Here is a 15,185-nt window from a genome sequence, read left to right as displayed (position 1 = left end):
AGCGTCTGGCGACGGCGCAGCCTTTGCGAGCATGGGCGCTCATCCTGCGCTGCGTTTGTCACACGCATACCCCCGCTCTAATTAGAGCGCGAGTTCTTCGCAACCCTGTTGAGCCGCATCTTTAAATCCTTGGGGGAATACCATTTCCCATGGGTAAATACGCCGCGCACATCTCCCGTGTTCTGAATATTGTCCAACGGGTTCGCCCCGAGCAGAATAAAATCAGCGCGTTTGCCGACTTCGATACTGCCGGCGCGATCGTATTCACCAAGGTATTTAGCCGGATTGACGGTCGCCGCCTTCAGGGCTTCATAAGGCGTCAAGCCGGCTTTGATGAAGAGCTCCATTTCCTGGTGTTGCGCAAATCCAGGAACCAAAGCACCAAAGGCATCGGAACCCGTCATCAAGGGAACACCGGCGTCATGAAGCTGTTTGGTCAAGGTGAGCAAGGTCGTCATGTTTCGCCCGAAATGATCTTTCAAACTTGACCGATCACTAACAGATTCAAGGAAGGTTGAAAAAACAGGTGCGAGGCCGACACGATATTCATTTTTGTCGTTGTCCAAACTCTCGCGACGCATGCTTTTCGGCAGATATCTGAGGCGCGGATCGTTCGCCAGCGACGCAAACGAATCATCCGAAATGTAGACCGGTATTACGGAGTAGATAATTATTGTCGGGGTCCAATATACGCCAGAACCGGCAACATCCTTCACGACTTCAGCGCGGTAAGCGTTGTCCTTCAGGCGAGAAATGTTGCGGTAGTAGGCCGTCAGAAAATTATGGTTATTCCCATTGTCTTCCACGCCGAATTTCGCCACTTGGCCGAAGCTCGCGTCGCGCGATATATAGAGTAATTCCTCGACATGTTCGACGCAATCCATGCGAAGCGTTTGGGCCAGCGGCATCATGTGCTGGCCGTGGCCCGTTACCCTAAACCCTCGTTCCCGCGCGCCGGCAATCAACGCGTTATAGAGGTCTGGCGCAAAATCACCATGGATCTTGATGGCGTCGTAGCGACGCTCCGCGGTTTCCTGCAATGCCTTGTTCACGTCATCCAGTGATTTAACGGTCCAGCTTTCGAGTTGAGGGCCACTGACCAGATAGCGAGGACCGTCCATCGTTCCCGCCTCTATGCTGGCGCGCAGCGCGAGATGGTCAACATGGCCACCGCCATCGCCTAAACCCATATTGAAGACGGTCGTAACGCCGGCCGCCAGGTTCAGATCGAAAAAATCCTGGGGCGGCATACGCAAGTGAGCGTGCATGTCTGACAGCCCGGGCATCAGGAAGTTTCCGTTTCCGTCAATATGTTTGGCGGAACGATACCGGCCTGCTGTACGTTCATCAACAATCGCGATAACAACGCCATCACGCACGACAACCGACTTGTTACGCTGTATGACGTTCCGGTTCATCGGAACGACGTTGACGTGGTTAAAGACAAAGTCCGCGACTTGTGCAGTGCCTGCGTGGGTGCCGCCCGAAAGCGTGCCGATTAAATGGAAAAGAGCGACGATCCTCAGCGCACGAAACATTTATAGCCCCCTGTTGTTTCACGTTTTTATATCTCCAGCCATCACCGAACAAAGGTCTCATTCAGGTATGCCGGACGCAGCCTGTCGGGCCGCTCGAGAAAGCCCAATGAAATATCTGTCACTGCTGGCGCCGGCCAGAAGAGCTACTCGGTCTAGCTGGCCTTGTGAAACCGCTTCGCGCTGGCGATCTGCAGGTCGTTGGCCCGGGCAGCACGCCGGCCTTCGACGACGACCCGAGGCAGCAGCGCCACCACTGGCGCTTGCGTGTCGACACGCTTGCCGACGATCACCACGCGTTCGAGCTTGACGACCTGAGTCGTTGGTTGCGCAGCATGATCCGCCCATCCGATGCCCGCAACAGCAGCGGCAACGGACGCAAGGGCGAAGGCCAGGACTTTCACGGTGTTGGTCATGGTGGACTCCGGCTGGGTTTGTGAGGCACTGATTGCAGTTTCTGCGCCGGGATACCGCGAGGCGGGCGCAAGGCGATGCACTACAAGCTTGGCCGGATGAACTGCAGCAGCGGCCGACGGGCCTGGCGGGTCAATCCACCTGCCGATCGGACGGCAGTACGCTGCCGGCTGCCACCCTTTCGTCCGTCGATCCTGAGCAGGTCGGCGAACATGGACGGCTCAAGAGCGGCCCAGCCGGCAGAGAACTCCGCGGCAGATGCGCCGCATCGGCATCTGAATCCCCGCGGTCAGCGCATGGGTCTACCAGCGCGCCGAATCAACGCCCGGCTGCACATTCGCCCGCTTGAGATCCCCGCCGTAATGCGCCATCACCCTTCGGTCCATCAACCGGAACCACAGCGGCGGCACGTAGGCCACCAACAACAGGCCGGCATAGCCGCTCGGCAGCTGCGGCGCCTGCTCGAAATGCCGCAGGGCCTGGTAGCGGCGGGCCGGGTGGGCGTGGTGGTCGCTGTGGCGTTGCAGGTGATACAGGAACAGGTTCGACATGCGGTGGTTGCTGTTCCATGAGTGCTCGGGCGCGCAGCGCTCGTAGCGGCCGTCGGGCCCGCGCTGGCGCAAGAGGCCGTAGTGCTCGATGTAGTTCACCACTTCCAGCAGTTGGGCCCCGTAGAACGCCTGCACGAGCAGGAAGGGCAGCACCGCCCAGCCCAGCCAGACCACCAGGCCGGCATAGAGCACCACCGTCAGGCCCCAAGCCTGCAGGCATTGGTTGCGCCAGTGCCAGGGGCCATGGCCGCGGCCGGCCAGGCGCTCGTGCTCCAGCTGCCAGGCCGAGCGCAGGCTGCCGAGCATCGTGCGAGGCAGGAAGGCCCAGAAGCTCTCGCCCAGGCGCGCGCTGGCCGGATCCTCCGGCGTGGCGACGCGCCGGTGGTGGCCGCGGTTGTGCTCCACGAAGAAGTGGCCGTACGCCACCGGCGCCAGCACCAGGCGCGACAGCCAGCGCTCCCAGGCGGCGTGCTTGTGGCCCAGCTCGTGGGCGGTGTTGATGGCCACGCCGTTGATGCCGCCCACCGTCAGCACCAGGCCCACGAAGCCCACCACGCCGAGCCCGCCATGCACCGCCAGCCAGGCGCCGTGCAGCGTCAGCCCGAACTGCAGCGGCACGAAGAGCAGCAGCACGACGAGGTACCAGCGGTCAGCCTCCAACGCGGACACCTGGGCCTCGGGCGGGTTGCTGCGGTCCTCGCCCAGCAGCGTATCCAGCAGCGGGATCAACGTGTACATGACCGCCGGCAGCAGCCACAGCCAGAACGCGTGGCCACTGCGGTCGGCCTGCCAGACGTTCAGCCATGCCAGCCCCGGAAACAGGCCCGACAGCAGCCAGGCGTAGCGCTTGGTGTCGCGCCATCGCGTGGGGGCGGGCGCGGGGGCGGGGTCCGACAGGGTGGCAGGCATGGCGGGATGCTCGGCGGCCGGGCCGCCGCGGTCAAGGCCGCAGCGTCAGCGCTTGCAGCATCGTCACTGGCCAGCAGCGCGGGGATGGCGATGTGCGCCATCTGCTGACCCGCGGCTTTACAAATCTCAACCCGCTGCTGGGCCGCTGGCCCACGGAGAGTCGGGATTTCCGGTGACGATCAGCACGATCACACCACCCGGTGTAAGTTGCGCCCATCCTGCGCCGACCGAGAGGTCAGCCTCCAGCCCCGAGAGTCCCCATGCTGATCCGAATCCCTGCCCTTCACGAGCCCCTGCCCAGCGAGATCACGCCCCGCTCGGCCTACCTGAACCGCCGTGAGGCCCTGGCCGGGCTCGGTCTGGCAGCGGCGTCGCCCCTGGCGCTGGCGCAAGCCGCCCCTGGTGGCGGCAAGCTGGCCAAGCTGCCGGGCGCCCACTCGGCGGTGGCCGGCGCGATGGTGATGGACAAACTCACTAGCTATGCCGACGCCAGTTCGTACAACAACTTCTACGAGTTCGGCACCGACAAGGCCGACCCCGTGGCGCACGCCCACACGCTCAAGACCCGTCCCTGGACGGTCAGCGTCGAAGGCGAATGCGCCAAACCCGGCCGCTACGACATCGACGCGCTGCTCAAGCTCAGCGCCATGGAAGAGCGCATCTACCGGCTGCGCTGCGTCGAGGGCTGGAGCATGGTGATCCCCTGGGTGGGCTACTCGCTGGCCGAGCTGCTCAAGAAGGCCGAGCCCACGTCCAAGGCCAAGTACGTCGAGTTCACGACGCTGGCCGACAAGGCGCAGATGCCCGGCGTGCGCTCGGGCGTGCTGGACTGGCCCTACATCGAAGGCCTGCGCATCGACGAAGCCATGCATCCGCTGGCGATGCTGGTGTTCGGCATGTACGGCGAGGTGCTGCCCAACCAGAACGGCGCGCCGCTGCGCCTGGCCATGCCGTGGAAGTACGGCTTCAAGTCGGCCAAGAGCATCGTCAAGATCCGCTTCGTCGAGAAGGAGCCGCTGTCCAGCTGGACCAAGGCCGCCCAGCAGGAATACGGTTTCTATTCCAACGTGAACCCCAACGTCAGCCACCCGCGCTGGAGCCAGGCGGCCGAGCGCCGCATCGGCGAAGACGGCCTTTTCGCGAAGAAGCGCCCGACGCTGATGTTCAACGGCTACGAAGCCCAGGTCGGGCAGCTCTACGCCGGCATGGATCTGAAGAAGTTCTACTGACGCGATGAAGCGTTTGTTGACGACGGCGCTGCTCAGCAGAGCGGCGAAGCCCATTCTTTTCCTGCTCTGCCTGCTGCCGCTGGCCTGGCTCGTCTACGCCGCAGCCACCAACCAGCTCGGCGCCAACCCCGCCGAGGCCTTGATCCGGCGCCTGGGCGACTGGACGCTGCGCGGCCTGTGGCTGACGCTCACCATCACACCGCTGCGCGAGCTCACCGGCCTGGCGGCACTGGCGCGCTTTCGCCGCATGCTGGGCGTGTTCACCTTCAGCTACGCGTCGCTGCACCTGCTGGCCTATGGCTGGCTGGACATGGGGCTGGACTTCAGCGACATCGCCGTCGACATCGCCAAGCGCCCCTTCATCCTGATGGGCTTCACGGCCTGGGCGCTGATGCTGCCGCTCGCGACCACCAGCTTCAACAAGGCCATCAAGGCCCTCGGTGCCAAGCGCTGGCAGGCGCTGCACAAGGCCGTTTACGCCATCTCCGTGATCGCGCTGCTGCACTTCATCTGGATGCGCGCCGGCAAGAACAACTTCGGCGAACCGGCCATCTACGGCGCCCTCCTGGCCGCGCTGCTGGGCTGGCGGATCTGGAAAAAGCTGCGCAGATAATTTCCGGCCCTGCCCCACCGGCCACGCCATGTCCAGCCCCACCACCATCGACATCGCCATCCTCGGCGGCGGCCCCGCCGGCTGCAGTGCCGCGTCCTGGCTCGGCCAGTTGGGGCTGACGACGCTGCTCGTCGAGCGCGAGCCGCGGCTGTGCGCGGCGCTGGCGGCGCTGGACTTCCCCCAGGACTGGGTGCTGGGCGAACCCGCCACGCGCCTGTGCGACCTGGCCGAGCAGTACGCCGCGCAGGCCAGCGCCACGCCGGGCGTCTCGCTGCGGCTGGCGGCCCAGGTCGAATCCGCGCGTCATTCGCTGGATGGCTGGGCGTTGCAGCTCGCCGGCGGCGAGCGCGTGCAGGCCCGCGCGCTGCTGATCGCCACCGGCCTGCGCCTGCTGCGCCCGGCACGCTACTTCGCCTCGCCGCACCCGCGCGTGCTGGACGCCGCCTCGCTGACCTCGCAACGCGCCACGCTGCCGCCCGGCCGCGTGCTGCTGCTGGGCGCGGGCGACAACGCGGCCGAGAACGCCCTCTTCCTGGCCGACCGCGGCTTTGACGTCACCGTGTGGGCACGCGGCGGCTGGCGCGCACAGAACCATCTGATCGAGCGCGTTGAAGGCCACGCCCGCATCACCGTGCGCCTGTCCACGCCGCTGCCCGAGGCCTTGCTGCCCGACGCCGATGGCGTCAGCGTCGGCCCCGAGCGCTTCGACCACGCCGCCGCCCTGCTCGGCTTCGAGCCCGAACCCTCCGCCTTCACCTTGCTGGACGCACACGCCCGCCAACGCGCCTTCGTAGCCGGTGACGCCAGCGGCCGCTGGCACCCCTGCGTGCAGACAGCCCTGGCCGATGGCGTGCAAGCGGCCAAGCAGATCGAGCAGGCCCTGCGCCCGCAGGCCGCCGCCGCGCCGCAGCGCTACAACAACCGCCAGGTCATCCACCTACAGGGCCTGCGCTTTCGCGCCAACCTCGGCGTGCTGGACTTCGAGCGCACCGGCCCGCAGCCCATCCAGGTCGATGCCGAGGTCAACCTCGGCGCCCTGCCCGTCGTCGCCCGCGACGCCGACATCGGCCACGTGCTGGACTACCGCCGCGTGCGCACGGCCATCATCGACGAGTGCACCGCCGAGCACACCGACCTCGTCGAAGCCCTGCTGGGCAAGCTCTGCAACCGCCTGATGAGCCTGCCCGGCGTCGTCGGCGTGCGGCTGAAGCTGACCAAGCTGGAGATCTTCCCGGACTGCGAAGTCGCCATCAGCACCGAGCTCGGCGCCTGGTGAACCCACACCACCTTTGACCTGGGGCAAACAGCACCCCCGAGGTCTTGAAGCAAATTAAGGACGCCCGCGGCCGCCGCGCCGAGCATTCGGGTCGTCCATGTTGCACTCCTCGCACGCCAGCTGTTGCGCCAGCCTTCGCCAGACCCTGCTGCAGGGCTGGCAGCAGACGTTTCCGCTGCATTCATCGCCCTTCCGGCAGATGGCCGCGCGCAGCGGCGCCACGCCGCGCGAGCTGCTGAACCTGTGCCAGGAACTGCACCGCCACGGCGCACTGCAGACCATCCAGCCCTGCTGGGGTGAGGGGCTGCTGCGCGAGCGCTGGCGCCTTGCCTTCGAGCCAGGCGCCGACGATGCGCCACTGAACTCGGCACTGGCGGCCCTGCCCGGCTGCTTCCACATCGAGCGCTGCGAGCCCCAGGCAGGCATGCCCTCGCTGTGGGCCGAGATCGAGGCTCTGGATGACGAGGCTTTGGCCCGCCAGCTCCAGCACCTGCCCGCCGCCCCCGTGGCCCGGCTGAAGCTGCCCGCGTCGGCCGCCAACGCCCTGCCCTGTGACGACCCCGAGGTCGCCAGGCACCTCGAAGAAGGCCTGCTGCTGTGCTCGCGGCCCTTTGCGCAGTGCTCCAAGCTACTGGGCTGCAGCGAGTCCCGGCTGCTGGCCAAGCTGCAGGCCTGGCGCCGCGGCGGCCAGCTGGCTGGCATGGCCTTGAAGCCGCCGCCCACGCGCGTGCCGCAGCCGGGCCTGCTGGCGCTGTGGAAGCACATCGAGCCTACGGCCGAGGCCCTCGGCCGGCTGCAGGCCCACTGCAACGTGGACCGCGTCGTCAGCGCGCCCGGCACGCCGGCCTGGCCGTGGCGGCTGAGCCTGGTGCTTCACGCCGCGCCGCAGCTGGCGTTGGAGCAGCTGCGCGAGATCGTCGCCCACGCTGGCCTGCCGATGCCCGACACCAGCGCCAGGCTGCTGATCGATCAGCCACGCGACCAGGCGCTGCTGTTCCATACGCGGCCACCGACCGCCTGAGCCCTGCGGCGCGGACTCAAGCGCCGCAAGACGGGCTGGCCTGGAAGCGCATAGAGTGCGGCGACCGCCACGCGTGAAAGCCCTCCATCACCATGCACAAGCCCCTCCTCGCACTTTGCACGGCCCTGCTGCTCACCTGCACGACCGCCAGCCAGGCGCTCGACGATGCATCGGTGCTCTTCGACCGGTTGCCAGGGAAGTGGGCGCCCTTGCAGGATGGCAAGGCCGACTGCGGCGATGCCCAGGTCATCTCCTTCTCCAAAGACCACTCGACGGCGACGTTCACGCTCACCAAGCCTTTCAAGAACGATGACGGCCAGATGGTGTCCGCCGCCGTCTACAAGGTCTTGCGCGTCAAGGGCCGAAGCATCACGATGTTCCTGAACGGCGAGAAGCGTGAGACCGTGGGCGGAGACCCCATCGTGTGGACGCTCGTGCTGGTCCGGGACGACGCCTATGTGTGGCGCCAGACGGACTGGGGCGCCGGTGAGTCCACCATCCCCTTCGTCCGCTGCACCGATCAGGCCTGAAGCCCCCGCCCTCCCCTATCAGGCGGGCGTGCCGGCCGGGATGCCCGGCGTCAGCAACCGCTCCAGCAGCTGACGCACGCTGGTGATCTGGCTGCCGAAGGGCAGCAGGCCACGGCCGCGGAAGAACAGGCCCTTGTTGACCTCGCCGCGCAGCGCCGAACCCAGGCGCTGGTCGATGCAGAACTGGCCCCAGCCCTTGAGACCGTCGCGCAGGCCGCATTGGCTCAGGCAGTCGAAGGCCATGGTGCAGCGCTGCTTGAGCTGAGCCACGGCCTGCAGGCGCTCCTCGGCCTTGAGGTATTTGCGCAGCCACGGCGTCATCACGGCGCGGGCGGGCAGGCCGGCCACGCTGGTGAACTCGACGAGATCCTCGTCGCGCGCGTCCACCAGCACCTGCTTGAAGTTGGGATGGGCGTCGCACTCCTCGGTCGCGACAAAGGCCGTGCCGAGCTGGGCCGCGTCCGCGCCCAGGGATTGCAGGCGCTGGATGTCCTCGCAGGTGCGCACGCCGCCGGCGGCGATCAGCGGCACCCGGCCCTCGACGCCGGCATCGCGCAGATGCTGGCGCACGGCCGGCAGCACGGTCTCGAAGTCGAAGCGCGCATCACGCAGGTCGGCCACGCGCGCCGCACCCAGGTGGCCGGCGGCATGGCCCGGGTGTTCGATGACGATGGCACTCGGGATGCGCTGGCGGCGCTCCCACTTGCGCCAAAGCAGGGCCACGCCGCGCGCGTCGCTCAGGATGGGCACCAGGGCCGTGTCGGGGTGGTCTTGCGCCAGGTCGGGCAGGTCCAGCGGCAGGCCGGCGCCCACGACGAGGGCATCCACGCCCTCCTGCAGCGCCGTGCGCACCGAGGCCGCGTAGTCGCTCACCGCGCGCATCACGTTGACGGCCAGCAGGCCGCGCCCGCCGGCAATCTCGCGAGCCTGGCGAATCTCGCGCGCCAGTGCCTCCTGGTTGGCCTGCTCGATGACGGCTTTCTTCTTCTCGTCGCTGTCGCGCATGCCCTCGCTGCGGGCCATCAGGTCGGCGTGATGGCGGCGCAGATCCACCGAGGCAATGGTGCCCCAGGCGCCCTGGGCGGCCACGCTGCCGGCCAGGCGGTGGGCCGAGATGCCAACGCCCATGCCGCCCTGCACGATGGGCAGCAGCTGGCGGCCGCGGATCTGCAGGGGGTTCAGGCCGGCCGTGGCCATGCGGTCGAGAAGCGAGGAGGTGGTCATGGCGTCGGGGTTGAAAGGCGGAAACGGCGATGCTGGGCCGAGGCGCTCCGCAACGCTTTGATCTCGTTCAAGGTCGGGCCGATTTCTCAACCGCCCAGCACGTGCATGTCGGCACGCTCCGGATTCAGCAGGCGCAACTGTTCGCGCTGCTCGGAGTAGGCATCGGCCCGCTGCGCCCAGATGCCGGCCAGGCATTCACGCAGCAGCGCTTCGCTGCCCTGGGCGCCGCGCAGCAGCGGGCGCAGGTCGTGACCTTGGGCGGCAAACAGGCAGGTGAAGAGGCGGCCGTCCGCCGTCAGCCGGGCGCGCGTGCAGTCGCCACAGAAGGCGTGGCTGACGCTGCTGATGAAGCCGATCTCGCCCGCGCCGTCGGCATAGCGCCAGCGCTGGGCCGTCTCACCGCCACGCGTGGCCTCCAGCGGCAGCAGCGGCCAGCGGGCGGCAATGCGGGCGCGCAGTTCGTCGCTGGGCAGCACCTCGTCCATCTTCCAGCCGTTGTGGCAGCCGGCGTCCATGAACTCGATGAAGCGCAGCACCATGCCGCTGTTGCGAAAGTAGCCGGCCAGCGGCAGCGCCTCGCCGTCGTTCACGCCGCGGCGCACCACCATGTTGACCTTGATGCGCTCGAAGCCCGCACGCTGCGCCGCCTCCAGCCCGCGCAGCACCTCGGCCACCGGGAAGCCGACGTCGTTCATGCGCTGGAAGACGGCGTCGTCCAGCGCGTCCAGGCTGACCGTGAGGCGGCTCAGGCCGGCATCGCGCAGCTCGGCGGCCTGGCCGGCCAGCAGGCTGCCGTTGGTGGTGAGTGCCAGGTCCGGCGGTGTGCCGTCCAGCGTGCGCAGCGCGGCCAGTTGGCGAACGAGGCCTGCCAAGTCACGGCGCAGCAGCGGCTCGCCGCCGGTCAGGCGCAGCGTGTGCACGCCCAGGGCCAGCGCCTGGCGGGCAACCTGGGCGATCTCCTCGAAGTTCAGCAGCTGCGCCTGCGGCAGGAAGCGGTGGCCGGGGCCGAAGCGGCTGCGCGGCATGCAGTAGCTGCAGCGGAAGTTGCAGCGGTCGGTCAGCGAGATGCGCAGGTCGCGCCAGGGGCGTTGGCGGCGGTCGCGCAGCGTGCCGTCCAACGGCGCTTGCACAGGCGCAACGCGGGGCATCCAAAGCAAAGGGGCGGTCCTCGCGTCCATGCCGGCATTCTGGGCAGCAGCCCCGGCCCGGCCCATCCCGCCGTGGCACGAGGTGCGCCCCGGCAGCCTAGTCCCTTTGGCCGACCCCCGCCTCGTCCGCCCGCCGCGCACGCCGCCGCGGCGGCGCGTTAGTGTGTGGGCCATGAACATCGAGCATTTCAACGACCTGCTGGCCATGGCCCGTGCCCAGCGCGAGCCGCAACGGCTGCTGATGGTCTTCACCACGGCCGAATGCGAACCCGACGCGACGCCCGAGCAGCGCGCCGCCCACGCCGCCGGCGAGGGTGGCGTGCTGCGCCCGCTGATGTGCGTGGACAAGGACCCGGCCGAGCTGGCCGACTTCGCGGCCCTGGCCGCCGAGGCGGGCCAGGCCGGGCCGGCCTGGCAGCTGATGTTCACCGCCGCCCTGGCCGGCCGCACGACCACCAGCGAGATCCAGCGCATGCTGGAGCTGCTGATCAAGCGCGTGGAGTCGGGTGAGTTCGGCGGCCTGCTGCCGTTCAATCCGGCCGGCGAGGCCGTGCTGATCGGGTAGTGCGGCGGCGGATCACGCGACGGCCACGCTCCAAAGTGGCCCGATAGCGTCCAGCGTGTTCTTCAGGATGAGGCCGTACTCGGTGTCCCCTTCCATGACGAGGGCGCCATCGAAGAACAGGCGGTCGGCATCGTCCTCACCGCGCAGCAACCGCCACAGCGCATCGGCACGGGCGCGCAGGCGCAGATGCGGCGCACCACCCTCGCCCGCGGCGTGAAAGCCACGTTCGCCCAGGCGCAGACGCACGCGGGCGCCAAGCTCCTGCAACTCGATCTCGACGGTCTGGCCTTGCAGCGCCTGGCGCTGTGACGCATCCAGCCGCGGCAGCAGCAGGCGGTCCAGCATCAGCGCCAGGGCCGTGGAAGGCGGGCGGCTGGGTAGGAGGGCGATGCGCTCGCGCCAATGCGGCGGCAGGCTGGGCAGGCTTGTCGTCATGCGGCCTCCGCCAGGCCGGGCCGGCGGCGCGCAAAACCGTCCACGAGGCGGCCGGGCAGTGGCAACTCGCGCAACTCGGCCATGGCCTCGTCGGCATCGGCGCCCTGCGCGAACACCGCGTCGAACAGCTCGACGACACGCCCGAAATGCGCGCCGCAGGGCGACAAGCGCAGCAGGCTCACGCCCGCCTCGCGCAGCGCCGGCCCGTGGCCCAGCAGGCATTGCAGGGCCGCGCTCTGCGTCTGGATGCCGTTGAGCGCGAGGAAGTCCTCGCCCTCCCCCGTCTTCAGCAGCAGGCCGTCGGCGTCGTCGCGGCAGCGGAACTGGCAGTCGTCCTTCTGCAGCCGGTGGTGGCGGGCCGTGAAGCAGCGCGCCGAGAACGCCAGCGGCAGGCGGCCGAAACCCCAGACCTCGGTCGTGATCACCGACGGCTGTGGGTTGATGCGGCCCACCGCGTCCAGCGACAGCTCGACCGGCGCCACCCAGCGGTCCGCACCCAGGGCGGCGTGTTCGCTCAGCGCGTGGGCGTTGTAGATGTTGAGGTGAGGCCCCAGCGTGAACGGCTGGCGGCGCGCGCGGGACAGCACCTGCAACGCGGCGGCGTCACCGGCCTCGACGGGGAATTCATCCTGCTCACAAACACGGCGCAGCGTGCGCAGCTCGGCCTCGCTCATGACCAGGGCCATGGTCGCCAGGCGCACGTCCTTGCCGGCGGCGCGCAGTTCGCGGGCGATGGTCAGCCAGTCGTCGAACTTGATCTCGTTGCGCCGCGAACAGACCAGCTCGCCCAGCACGACGGCGCGCACCGGCGCGTCGGCCAGGTCGGCATAGAAGTTCAGCAGCGCCTCGCGCGGCCACCAGTACAGCAGCGGGCCGATGGAAAGCTCCAGCATCGTGTTCATCTCCAGGGACGGTCGTAGGCACCGAGCGTGTGCTGTTGCCCTTCGGCCCAGCGCGCCAGCAGGCCGTCCCAGGCCGGCTGCACGCTGTAGCGGCCGTGCCCTTCGTGGGCCGCCCAGGCCGAATCGATGGCAGCGCGCCAGACCTTGGTGACCTCGGCCACGTAGGCGGGGCTGCGCTGACGGCCTTCGATCTTGATGGCGGCCACGCCAGCCGCGATCAGCTGCGGCAGCAAGGCCAGGGTGTTGAGGCTGGTGGGCTCTTCCAGCGCGTAGTCGCTCGCCAGTTCACCCACCTCGAAGCGGCCCTTGCACAGCGTCGGGTAGCCGCGCGGCTCGCCGGGGCGGTAGTGATCGATCAGCACGCCGCCCAGCCGGGCGCGCACGCCGTCGGCCGCCTCGTCCCAGCGCACCGCCGAGGGCGGCGAGCAGACGCCGGCCGTGTTGGGCGACTGGCCCGTCGCGTAGCTGGACAGCGCGCAGCGCCCCTCCACCATCACGCACAGACTGCCGAAGCCGAAGACCTCGACCGGCACGCTGCAGTGCTTGAGCAGATGCTGCACCTGCTGCAGCGTCAGCACGCGGGGCAGCACGGCGCGCTCGATGCCGTAACGCTGGCGGTAGAACTCGATGGCCTCCCAGTTCGTAGCCGAGGCCTGCACCGACAGATGCAGGCGCAGCTGCGGATGGCGGCGGCGCGCGTCGGCCAGCACGGCGCTGTCGGCCACGATGAGGGCGTCGGCGCCCAGCTCGGCGGCATGGTCGACGGCGCGCTGCCAGGGCTGGGTGTCGCGCGCGTCGGCAAAGGTGTTCAGCGCCATCAGCACCTTGCGGCCGCGCCGGTGGGCCAGCGTGACGCCTTCGCGCACCTGGGCGGCGTCGAAGTTCAGGCCGGCGAAGTTGCGCGCATTGGTCGCATCCTTCAGGCCCAGGTAAACGGCGTCGGCGCCGGCATCGATGGCAAGTTGCAGCGCGCGCAGCGAGCCGGCCGGGCAGACGAGCTCGGGCTTGCGTGGCGGTGGGGAGTCAGTGGCAGTCATGCTCAGGCGCAACCGCCTCCGCCGCCACAGCCGCAGCTCTGGCGTGCGACGGGCGCAGGCGCCATGCCTTCGCCCGGCGCGGCGCGGCTGATGCGGATGCGCCAGTAGCCGGGGTCGGCCTGCACCACCTGCCAGCCGAAGGACTGCGGGCGGTTGGCGTGAAACTGCATCAGCAGGCCGCGCGGTTCATGGTCGTTGACCAGCTCGAAGGCCTCGCCCTCGGCAAGGGTGTCGAAGCACTGGAAGGCGAACTGGTGGCGCTGCGCGGGCGCGAGCGGGCGGAGGTCGTGGAGGGCGTTGTTCATGGGTCGTCAGCCTAGGGCTGGCGACTCCGCAGCGCCTTGAACCAGTTCAAGACAGCGGCACGCCGCTGGCATCCAGGCCACTGTCATCGTCACCGAAACGGTAGGGTCCGGTGCCGGCGTTGTCGGCGCGCGAGGCGGGTACGAAGGCGCCCACGGTCACGTCGAACACGTGCACCTCGCCGTCCTCGATGACGTAGTGCCAGCCATGCAGCGTCAGCGCCTTCGCTTCGACCTGCTCGCGCACCATGGGGTAGTCCATCAGCCGCTCCAGCTGCAGCACGATGGCGCGTTGCTCGGTGCGGCGCATCACCTCGGGGCCGGGCTCCGCCACGGGCAGCGCGGCCTCGCGGCCCAGGTCCAGCCAGCGGGCGAGGTTCTGCGCCGCCGGCGCCACCTCGCCGTACAGCGCGCGGATGGCGCCGCAATGGCTGTGGCCGCAGACGATGATGCGGCGCACCTGCAGGTTGAGCACCGCGTACTCGATGGCCGCCGCCGTGCCGTGAAAGCCCTGGCTCTGGTCATACGGCGGCACGAAGGCACCCACGTTGCGCACCAGGAAAAGTTCGCCCGGGCCGGCGCCGGTCAGCAGATAGGGCACGAGCCGCGAATCCGAGCAGCCGATGAAGAGCGTGAGCGGATGCTGGCCGTCGTCGACGAGATGCCGGAACAGCGAGCGTTGCTGCGGGAAGGCGTCCGTCTGGAAACGGCGCAGCCGTTCGAGCAGCTCGTCGGGCATTACTGCACCAGGGGTGAGGTCGCCTGTTGAAGTTCCACACCCTGCAGCCGCGCGTCGGCCGCCAGCGTCTGCAAGTACTGGCGCAGCGCGCTGATCTGATGCAGCTGGCGCATGCGCTGGGCCACGGCCTCGCGCACCTGCTCGAAGGCCGGCAACCTGCCGGGCTCGCGGGCGTCGATGGCGGCGATGTGCAGGCCGAAGCGGCTGTGCAGCAGCTGCGGCAGCACGCCAATCTCGCTGCGGCCGAACAGCTCCTTGGCGAACTCGGGCGCGCAGTCTTCCGACCTCAGCCAGCCCAGGCGCCCACCCTCGGCGCCGCTGGGGCAGTTGGACAGCGTCTTCGCGGCCTCGGTGAAGGCGGCGGCCTCGCTGGCGCGCAGCTGGATCAGGTGGCCTTCGGCGCGCTGGCGCAGCAGGCCCACGTCCACGCCGGGCGTGACGGCGAACAGGATGTGGCGCACCTGCACGCGCTCGCCCTGTGCGTAGTGCCGGGCGTTGGCCTCGTAGTGGCGCTGGCAGGCGGTGTCGTCCGGCTCGGGGCCGGCAAGCTCCTGGGCGATCAAAGCCTCGATGGCCTGGCTGGCTGCTTCGCTGACCGCACCCTCGCGAGGCGCCGGATCGTCTGCGGGGAGCAGGCTCAGGGCGATCGCGCGTTGGCGCAGCAGCTCGGTGCAGGCCCGCTGGCGCAGGGCTTCGTCGTCCAGCGCTTCTTCCGCAGCGGCGATCTCGATGTCGTTGACGTAGACCATGGCCGA

Annotated in this window: 17 protein-coding genes and 1 pseudogene; 7 read left to right on the top strand and 11 right to left on the bottom strand. The window is 68.7% G+C overall.

Annotation, left to right across the window (positions count from 1 at the left end):
• Window positions 1–77 precede the first annotated feature (77 nt).
• From AC07V5_RS10680 to AC07V5_RS10670, 3 genes are all read right to left on the bottom strand, one after another.
• On the bottom strand, window positions 78–1,538 hold the full coding sequence (locus AC07V5_RS10680) for an amidohydrolase family protein (RefSeq protein WP_495115627.1): 1,461 nt from the start codon (window positions 1,536–1,538) through the stop codon (window positions 78–80).
• A gap of 152 nt (window positions 1,539–1,690) precedes the next feature.
• A complete protein-coding gene (locus AC07V5_RS10675) occupies window positions 1,691–1,951 on the bottom strand; it encodes a hypothetical protein (protein ID WP_495115626.1) in 261 nt (86 codons plus the stop codon).
• A 300-nt stretch (window positions 1,952–2,251) separates the two neighbouring features.
• Window positions 2,252–3,409, bottom strand: coding sequence for an alkane 1-monooxygenase (locus AC07V5_RS10670; RefSeq protein ID WP_495115625.1), 1,158 nt, complete (start codon window positions 3,407–3,409; stop codon window positions 2,252–2,254).
• A 260-nt stretch (window positions 3,410–3,669) separates the two neighbouring features.
• On the opposite strand from AC07V5_RS10670, the gene msrP reads away from it, so the two are divergent.
• The 6 genes and pseudogenes from msrP (at window position 3,670) to AC07V5_RS10640 (ending at window position 8,078) form a co-directional block, all read left to right on the top strand.
• Complete coding sequence (gene msrP / locus AC07V5_RS10665) at window positions 3,670–4,638, top strand: protein-methionine-sulfoxide reductase catalytic subunit MsrP (RefSeq protein WP_495115624.1); 969 nt, start codon at window positions 3,670–3,672, stop codon at window positions 4,636–4,638.
• A gap of 4 nt (window positions 4,639–4,642) precedes the next feature.
• Window positions 4,643–5,251, top strand: a complete 609-nt coding sequence (msrQ, locus tag AC07V5_RS10660) for a protein-methionine-sulfoxide reductase heme-binding subunit MsrQ (protein ID WP_495115623.1) — start codon at window positions 4,643–4,645, stop codon at window positions 5,249–5,251.
• Between the two features lie 28 nt (window positions 5,252–5,279).
• A pseudogene (locus AC07V5_RS10655) lies at window positions 5,280–5,813 on the top strand (FAD-dependent oxidoreductase); the annotation flags it as partial.
• Between the two features lie 318 nt (window positions 5,814–6,131).
• A complete protein-coding gene (locus AC07V5_RS10650) occupies window positions 6,132–6,527 on the top strand; it encodes a dihydroneopterin aldolase (RefSeq protein WP_495115677.1) in 396 nt (131 codons plus the stop codon).
• 97 nt (window positions 6,528–6,624) lie between these two features.
• The gene (locus tag AC07V5_RS10645) at window positions 6,625–7,548 is read left to right on the top strand and encodes a hypothetical protein (protein WP_495115622.1); all 924 of its coding nucleotides are present in this window, start codon (window positions 6,625–6,627) and stop codon (window positions 7,546–7,548) included.
• Window positions 7,549–7,640: 92 nt separating this feature from the next.
• Window positions 7,641–8,078 (top strand): hypothetical protein, encoded by a 438-nt coding sequence (locus tag AC07V5_RS10640; protein ID WP_495115621.1) that lies wholly within the window; start codon window positions 7,641–7,643, stop codon window positions 8,076–8,078.
• Between the two features lie 18 nt (window positions 8,079–8,096).
• Here AC07V5_RS10640 and AC07V5_RS10635 read toward each other — a convergent pair whose 3' ends face one another.
• Both AC07V5_RS10635 and moaA read right to left on the bottom strand, forming a co-directional pair.
• Window positions 8,097–9,302 (bottom strand): NAD(P)H-dependent flavin oxidoreductase, encoded by a 1,206-nt coding sequence (locus AC07V5_RS10635; RefSeq protein WP_495115620.1) that lies wholly within the window; start codon window positions 9,300–9,302, stop codon window positions 8,097–8,099.
• Window positions 9,303–9,388: 86 nt separating this feature from the next.
• Window positions 9,389–10,480 carry a GTP 3',8-cyclase MoaA gene (moaA, locus tag AC07V5_RS10630; RefSeq protein WP_495115619.1) on the bottom strand — a complete coding sequence of 364 codons (1,092 nt, stop codon included), beginning with the start codon at window positions 10,478–10,480 and terminating at the stop codon, window positions 9,389–9,391.
• Between the two features lie 142 nt (window positions 10,481–10,622).
• On the opposite strand from moaA, the gene AC07V5_RS10625 reads away from it, so the two are divergent.
• The gene (locus AC07V5_RS10625; RefSeq protein WP_495115618.1) at window positions 10,623–11,015 is read left to right on the top strand and encodes a ribonucleotide reductase subunit alpha; all 393 of its coding nucleotides are present in this window, start codon (window positions 10,623–10,625) and stop codon (window positions 11,013–11,015) included.
• A 12-nt stretch (window positions 11,016–11,027) separates the two neighbouring features.
• Here the strand turns inward: AC07V5_RS10625 and ubiT are convergent, their stop codons facing one another.
• Genes ubiT through AC07V5_RS10595 form a run of 6 tightly spaced genes read right to left on the bottom strand, consistent with a single transcriptional unit; the run spans window position 11,028 to window position 15,179 of the window.
• Entirely contained in the window at window positions 11,028–11,450 is a 423-nt protein-coding gene (gene ubiT, locus AC07V5_RS10620) for a ubiquinone anaerobic biosynthesis accessory factor UbiT (protein ID WP_495115617.1), read from the bottom strand.
• Window positions 11,447–12,343 carry a U32 family peptidase gene (locus AC07V5_RS10615; RefSeq protein ID WP_495115616.1) on the bottom strand — a complete coding sequence of 299 codons (897 nt, stop codon included), beginning with the start codon at window positions 12,341–12,343 and terminating at the stop codon, window positions 11,447–11,449. The genes ubiT and AC07V5_RS10615 overlap by 4 nt, the downstream gene beginning before the upstream one ends.
• 5 nt (window positions 12,344–12,348) lie before the next feature.
• On the bottom strand, window positions 12,349–13,389 hold the full coding sequence (gene ubiU, locus AC07V5_RS10610; protein WP_495115615.1) for a ubiquinone anaerobic biosynthesis protein UbiU: 1,041 nt from the start codon (window positions 13,387–13,389) through the stop codon (window positions 12,349–12,351).
• Window positions 13,390–13,391: 2 nt separating this feature from the next.
• Entirely contained in the window at window positions 13,392–13,694 is a 303-nt protein-coding gene (locus AC07V5_RS10605; RefSeq protein ID WP_495115614.1) for a DUF2249 domain-containing protein, read from the bottom strand.
• Between the two features lie 46 nt (window positions 13,695–13,740).
• On the bottom strand, window positions 13,741–14,430 hold the full coding sequence (locus AC07V5_RS10600) for a carbonic anhydrase (protein WP_495115613.1): 690 nt from the start codon (window positions 14,428–14,430) through the stop codon (window positions 13,741–13,743).
• Window positions 14,430–15,179, bottom strand: coding sequence for a peptidylprolyl isomerase (locus tag AC07V5_RS10595; RefSeq protein WP_495115612.1), 750 nt, complete (start codon window positions 15,177–15,179; stop codon window positions 14,430–14,432). Before AC07V5_RS10595 ends, AC07V5_RS10600 begins: the two co-directional genes overlap by 1 nt.
• Window positions 15,180–15,185: the final 6 nt, after the last annotated feature.

The organism is Roseateles sp. GW821-FHT02E12 (assembly GCF_059421665.1).
Note: the sequence above shows the minus strand (reverse complement) of the source record. Positions and strands in the feature narration are given on the sequence as shown.